Consider the following 5895-nt stretch of genomic DNA (forward strand, 5'->3'; position numbering starts at 1 on the left):
CCGCTCATCAAGCGGCAAACCCGGCACGCGCGCGACCAAATACCGGGGCAAGAAGAGGTAGCTCCCTCATCCCTGACAATCGTCCGCCCACGTCTTGATTTTGGTGAAAAATCACGCAACACTTGCCACCTGACACGCCTTTCGGGGGGAAGCGATGTGGAAGACTCAGGCACATACCGGTATTTTCATTGGCTGACCGGCGAGCTGCAGACCGCATGGACTGCGGCGGAACCCCATCTGACGTCGGACTTCGCGATTCATCTCTATGTCGAGGCCGCGTCCATCGCGGCCATGGCGCTCTCGCTTCTCATCGCCTATCGCGCCAAGGACAGGCTTCGGCAGCTCAGGCTTGAAGCCTTCAACATCCCCTTTCCCGGACGCACACCAACGCGCGCGGAAGCCATTCAGCGGCGCATTGCAAGAATTCGCCAGAGGACGAACGCGGCATGGCTCGGCTTTGCCGGCGACTTCGCGCTCCTCTTCGTCTTCGGCCTCTGCGTTCCTGCCATCGGCCTCTATCTTCTCTGCGCCAACTACGGCTGGTTCGATCCGGTGGGCATGGCCTTCATCGACCTGCATGACGGAAAACTCGTGCAGACCGCCGACAGGCTGGTGCTCGTCGGCTTCGTCATCAACCAGGTCGCCCATGGCGCGCTGCTGGATTTCCCCGAAGTCTTCGCCATCGATTTCGGGCGGGTGACGAGCAACCCATCGAACCTCTGGTTCTCGTCGCTGGTGCTCGCCTTCCGCACCATCGTCGGCGGCTTCAGCCTCGCGCTCGCCGTCTCGGTGCGCGACACGCTGCTCGTGCTCTGGCGGGTGCGCCTTCAGAACAACAAGCAGATCGCGCAGTTGCAGGCCGCGGTGGCGCCGGTGGCCGCCGCATCCTAGCTCGATCCCGCGTCGTGGCCCGGCTTGTCCGGGCCATCCATGTCTTTCGAACGCAAAAGGAAGGCGTGGATGACCCGTATGAAGCGGGTCATGACGGGGTGTGGATGTTGTGACGCGGGGTTACCCCCTCCCAACCCTCCCCCTCAAGGGGGGAGGGCTATCAGGCGGTTCGCCGGCTTACCTCTGCGGCCTGCCGCCGACGATGGAGACGCGCTCGCCCTGGCGCGAATAGGGGTAGTAGTCCCAGACCGCGTGATGCTGCGCGCAGCGATTGTCCCAGAGGACGAGCGTGTTCGGCTCCCAGCGCACGCGGCACTGGAAGACCGGATTGCTCTCCAGATGCCGCCATAGCATTTCGAGAAGCGCCGCGCTTTCCGATGGCGTCAGGCCTTCGATATGCGTGGTGAAGCCGCGATTGACATAGAGGAGCTTCCGCCCGGTCTCCGGGTGGCGCGTGATGACGGGATGCCTCGTCTTCGGCCAGCCGCCTTCCGGCGCCGCCTTGCCATAGCCGCCCGTATAGGGCTTGGCGCCGTCATGCACAGCGTCGAGCCCTTCGAGGAAGGTCTTCATCGCGGACGAAAGTGTCTCATAGGCCTCATAGGCGCTGAGAAAACAGGTGTCGCCGCCGCAGCCGATTTCCGGGACCTGCGTGATGTAGAGCATCGACCCGAATGGCGGCTCCTCGTCGCAGGTCACATCCGCATGCCAGCCCTCGCCCGCCACATAGCGCGAGTTCTGGTCGGCCTTGATCGGCAGGATCTCGGGATCGCCCTTGGGCTCGCCCTCCTTCACCGCCGAATGATAGGGATGCGTGTGCAGCTTGCCGAAATAGCGCCCGAAGCGCTTGTGGTCCTCGCGCGTGAGCTTCTGATCACGGAAGACGAGCACCAGATGATCGGCGAAAGCCTGCTTCACCTCGGCGAGCTGCGCCTCGTCGAGCGGCTGCGAGAGATCGATGCCCTCGACCTCCGCCCCGATGACCGGCGTCAGCGGTGCAATGCCGATGGTCTTGTAGTCCCGCCTTCCCTCCGTGCGCGCGATGCGCATATGAGCCCTGCTCGCCATGATGTCCTCCTCATCATTGCGTCGCGGATTGCGACCCTTCGCCGGAAGGCTAGCGCCGCAGGGCTGGCATCTCGCAGCGGAAAGTTCCAATATTCCGCTCAACGGAACAGCAAGGATGGCAGCGCCGCGAAACGGCGGAAAAGCCGGGAAGAAATCGCATGGCCGAAACGCCGAAACCCGCCCGCGAGCCCGTCGCCCGCGCGCTCAGCGTGCTCGAAGCGCTGAACCGCGCGCCGCTCCTCCATGTGGGCGAAATCGCCGAAGCGACCGGACTGCCGAAATCCTCCGTCGTTCGCCTGCTCACGCAGCTTGCCGATGCGGGCTATGCCGAGCGCATGTCGCGCATGGCCGGCTGGCGCGCGACTTCGCGCGTTCTGCGGCTTGCCTCCGGTGTGCGCGAAAGCGACCTCGTCGCCGAGGCCGCGCGAGAGCCCATGTACGCCTTCACGCGCAAATATCGCTGGCCGGTCTTTCTCGGCATCCCCCAAGGCCATGAGATGATCGTGCGCTTCGGCACGGCCTCGGAGAGCCCCATCGCTCTCGATCCCGTCGTCCACAATCTGCCGACGACCTTCCTTCTGAGCGCGCTGGGGCAGGCGTGGCTCGCCTTCTGTCCGGCGGCGGAGCGGGAAGACATCATCGCCCGGCTCGCGCAGTCGCGCCGCGCGAGCGACCGCCTCGCCCGCGATCGCGCCGACCTCGACCTCATCCTCGCCCGCGTGCGCAAGCGCGGCTATGCGATCACCGACGAGGCGACGCGCCGCATGACGACGAGAGTGATCCGCAGCGCGCTCGAGGCGCGCAAGCGCGCCACCGGTCTCGGCGTGCCAATCCTTGCGGGCCCGCGCATACTCGGCGCGCTCTCGCTGCGCTATTTCCGTTCGAGCCTCAGTGACGCCGAGGCGGCGCGGACCTATCTGGAACCGATGCGCGAACTGGCGAGGGAGATCGCGGCGAAGACCGGCGCACCCGCGCACTCATCCGGCAATGAAATAGGAACATGATGAACGCCACCAACACCCTCCTCATCGGCACGACCGGCATGCTGAAGTCGGCGGCGGCCCATGCCGTCGCGCGGTCGAAGCGCGCCGTGCTCCTTTCCCGGCATGTGGAGGACTTCAGCTTTGGCAGCGACACGCTCGATGTGAAACTCGTGCGCGTCGCGAAGTCATATGAGGACGAGGCGGCGTTTCTCGACGCCGTGGCGGCGCATGCACCCTACGATCTTGCGCTCACTTGGATCAGGCCGCGCGGCGAAATCCTTCGCGCCGCGCTCGACGGCATGATCGCGCCGGGCGGCAGGCTCATCGAGGTGATGGGCAGCCGCTCGATCCTTCTCGGCACAAATGGCGAAGCCTCGCTCGCCGAGCGGCGAGCGGAGGCTCTGGCCCTACAGCCCGGCATTACCTATGCGCAGGTGATCCTCGGCTTCGTGATCGAGGAGACGGGCTCGCGCTGGCTCCGGCATGAGGAGATCTCGGCCGCCGCCATCGCGCAGATGGACGCGCCGCGACCCCGCCTCGTCGCGGGCACGCTGGAGCCCTGGGAGAAACGGCCGCAATAAGGCCCGTCGCCGCCAACAGGCGTGGCCTCCTGGATTGCCGGGTCAAGCCCGGCAATGACGAGGAAGAGACGTCGGGACATATCTACAAATGTCATGCCCGGGCTTGACCCGGGCATCCAGTGCCGCACACTCGGCCGATGCGGCAATATTACGTGTACATCCTTGCAAGCGGCCGGAACGGAACGATCTATACCGGCGTTACAAATGACATTCTCCGCCGCGTTCACGAACACAAGACGGAAGCGATGCGCGGCTTTACGAGCCGCTATGGTGTGAAGCGGCTTGTCTGGTTCGAGGTGCACCCAAGCATCAGAAATGCCATTCAGCGCGAAAAGAACCTGAAGCACTGGCCCCGTGCGTGGAAGCTCACATTGATCGAAGCGGCCAATCCGAATTGGCGTGATCTTTATGAAGACCTGATGCGATGACGCTGGATTGCCGGGTCAAGCCCGGCAATGACGAAGTAAGCGCTATCGCTTCCCGCGCAGCCGCTTGCGCTTTTCGGCGAAATACATCGCCTCGAGCTTCAGCCCGTCCGGATCGAGGAAATAGACCGCGCGGTAGCCTTCGCCATAGTCCGGATAATCCGCAGGCGGATCGACGACCTCCGCGCCCATTTCCTGGAGCCGCTCATAGACCTTGTCGACGTCGCCCGGCCGCGAAAGCTCGAAGGCATAATGATGGAAGCCGACATCACCGATGCGATGCCTGTGCTTCTTCCCCTTGGCGTCGGCTTCGGTGATCCAGTACATGGTGCGGCCATTGTTCCAGCCGACCGTCTTGCCGAATTCCCATTCGCGCTCGAAGCCCATGAAGCCGAGCAGCTCTTCGTAGAATGCGGCCGAACGCCTGAGATTGCCGACACGGATGGCGAGATGATCGATGCCGAGGACGCGGACCATTGGCTGCCTCCTTCGCTTTCGCTCCCTGCCGTGTAGCGTCGCGCAGGCGGCGCGCCCGCGCAAGGCGCGGCAAAGAGCTACGCCGATTTTCCCGCCAGCAGGGCGCGGCCCGCGCGATACCAGCCCATCAGGCGCTCATTCGTCTTGATCGCGCGCTTGAGACCGAGACGCGTATGGAGCGCGCCCGCCGAGGCGAGGCCCCAGGGCGTCGCCGCCTCGACGAGATTGAAGATTGCCATGGGCGCATCGCAAAAACTTTCCTTGTAGGCGGCATGGCCGACGGAAAGATCATAATGTGTGTGGCCCGCTTCGATGCTCGTGGCGATGAGTTTCAGAAGATGGATGCGGCCCGGCGAGAGCTTCGCATGGGCATGGTCGTAAACGTGAACCATCAGCGTCGCGCGGCCATGCCAGACATGGGCGATCGAGCCCGAGATCATGCGCCCGTCAAGCGTGAGCTGCGCGACCTGGAGATTGAGAAGCCCCTTCTCCGCAGGCAGCGCCGCAAGCGCCAGATAGGCCGCGCGATGAGCCTCATCCTCGAAGATCGAGGCAATGCCCTGCTGGCGAAGCTGTTCCGCCTTCTGGTCGAGGATTTCGAGCGCCATGGCGCGCGCCTCGTCCGGCGTCGCGGCGACGCGGAAGGCAAGCACGCCCTGCGCGCCGAGCTTGCGCTCCTTCACGCGATCATTGCGCCGCGTCTCCGGCCGGAAGCGCGTGATGAACTCCTCATGGCTCGACGGCAGCGCGAAGACGAAACCGGGATCGGAAGCGGGCTCGCCGCCAAGCGCGACGAAGGGATTGCGCGCCTCACCGAGATATTCCGGCTGGTTTTCAAAAAGCACGACATCGTGCTTCGGCAGCGCGCGCTGAATTTTCGGCCAAAGCGCGGCGAAGCGCCCATGCGGCAGATGATCGGCGAAGTCGGGCGCGATGAGCGGGCCCTTGTAATCGGCGAACTTCCCGCCGAGCCAGACGAGGCAGCGTGCACCCATGTGCCGCTCGATCCCGAGGGGCGCGAGCATCAGGGGCCTGCCGCCAAGCGAGATCGTGAGGATCGCCGGTTCGATGCCCGCCCCCGCATGAGCGTGCCATTGCGCGAGCCAGTCGAAGCTCTGAAAGCCGGTGCCGAGCGCCTCCTGCTCGAAGCGGCGCCAATCAGCCTCGGCCGAGGCGAAGCTGCCGTGAACCGTGAAGGCCAGCCCCCGCCGCGCCGGAGCGACCGGACGCAAGGCCAACGGGCCGGAAGGGCGCAGGGAATGGCGAAGCGCGGCCGGTTGTCTTGCGCTCGCGCTTTCACCCGACATGGCCATTTCGGTATCCTCGCATCATTGCGGCACGCGCGTCGTTCCGTTTCCGAACGCGGCGGCGCCTCTCCATCGATTTTCCTCATAGGAGAGCAAGTTTCCGGCCAGCCCGCCGCGCGTGGCTGCCATTCGCGCGCCGCGCCGCCAGCTCTGCTAAAGTCCC

7 protein-coding genes are annotated in these 5895 nt (G+C 64.9%); 4 read left to right on the top strand and 3 right to left on the bottom strand.

Annotated features, from left to right (window positions below; translation table 11 throughout):
- Positions 1-156 precede the first annotated feature (156 nt).
- Positions 157-891, top strand: coding sequence for a hypothetical protein (locus PKA57_RS07845; RefSeq protein WP_324299246.1), 735 nt, complete (start codon positions 157-159; stop codon positions 889-891).
- 177 nt (positions 892-1068) lie between these two features.
- Here the strand turns inward: PKA57_RS07845 and PKA57_RS07850 are convergent, their stop codons facing one another.
- Entirely contained in the window at positions 1069-1959 is an 891-nt protein-coding gene (locus PKA57_RS07850) for a TauD/TfdA family dioxygenase (RefSeq protein WP_324299248.1), read from the bottom strand.
- 158 nt (positions 1960-2117) lie between these two features.
- On the opposite strand from PKA57_RS07850, the gene PKA57_RS07855 reads away from it, so the two are divergent.
- The 3 genes from PKA57_RS07855 to PKA57_RS07865 all read left to right on the top strand — a co-directional run bounded on the left by PKA57_RS07855 (position 2118) and on the right by PKA57_RS07865 (position 3951).
- Positions 2118-2963 carry a helix-turn-helix domain-containing protein gene (locus PKA57_RS07855; RefSeq protein ID WP_324299250.1) on the top strand — a complete coding sequence of 282 codons (846 nt, stop codon included), beginning with the start codon at positions 2118-2120 and terminating at the stop codon, positions 2961-2963.
- Positions 2960-3523 (top strand): hypothetical protein, encoded by a 564-nt coding sequence (locus PKA57_RS07860; RefSeq protein ID WP_324299252.1) that lies wholly within the window; start codon positions 2960-2962, stop codon positions 3521-3523. The genes PKA57_RS07855 and PKA57_RS07860 overlap by 4 nt, the downstream gene beginning before the upstream one ends.
- A gap of 137 nt (positions 3524-3660) precedes the next feature.
- Complete coding sequence (locus tag PKA57_RS07865; RefSeq protein WP_324299254.1) at positions 3661-3951, top strand: GIY-YIG nuclease family protein; 291 nt, start codon at positions 3661-3663, stop codon at positions 3949-3951.
- A 42-nt stretch (positions 3952-3993) separates the two neighbouring features.
- On the opposite strand, the gene PKA57_RS07870 is transcribed toward PKA57_RS07865, so the two are convergent.
- A complete protein-coding gene (locus PKA57_RS07870; protein WP_324299256.1) occupies positions 3994-4425 on the bottom strand; it encodes a VOC family protein in 432 nt (143 codons plus the stop codon).
- A gap of 77 nt (positions 4426-4502) precedes the next feature.
- Positions 4503-5732: a GNAT family N-acetyltransferase gene (locus PKA57_RS07875; RefSeq protein ID WP_324299258.1), complete on the bottom strand. Its 1230-nt coding sequence runs from the start codon at positions 5730-5732 to the stop codon at positions 4503-4505.
- Between the last annotated feature and the right edge of the window lie 163 nt (positions 5733-5895).

The sequence above is a fragment of the Parvibaculum sp. genome, from assembly GCF_035325945.1.
In the GTDB taxonomy this organism is placed as follows: domain Bacteria; phylum Pseudomonadota; class Alphaproteobacteria; order Parvibaculales; family Parvibaculaceae; genus Parvibaculum.

Coding starts and splice junctions, on each gene's coding strand:
- PKA57_RS07850 (WP_324299248.1), bottom strand. CDS start 1,959: ATGGCGAGCAGGGCTCATATGCGCATCGCGCGCACGGAGGGAAGGCGG.
- PKA57_RS07855 (WP_324299250.1), top strand. CDS start 2,118: ATGGCCGAAACGCCGAAACCCGCCCGCGAGCCCGTCGCCCGCGCGCTC.
- PKA57_RS07860 (WP_324299252.1), top strand. CDS start 2,960: ATGATGAACGCCACCAACACCCTCCTCATCGGCACGACCGGCATGCTG.
- PKA57_RS07865 (WP_324299254.1), top strand. CDS start 3,661: ATGCGGCAATATTACGTGTACATCCTTGCAAGCGGCCGGAACGGAACG.
- PKA57_RS07870 (WP_324299256.1), bottom strand. CDS start 4,425: ATGGTCCGCGTCCTCGGCATCGATCATCTCGCCATCCGTGTCGGCAAT.
- PKA57_RS07875 (WP_324299258.1), bottom strand. CDS start 5,732: ATGTCGGGTGAAAGCGCGAGCGCAAGACAACCGGCCGCGCTTCGCCAT.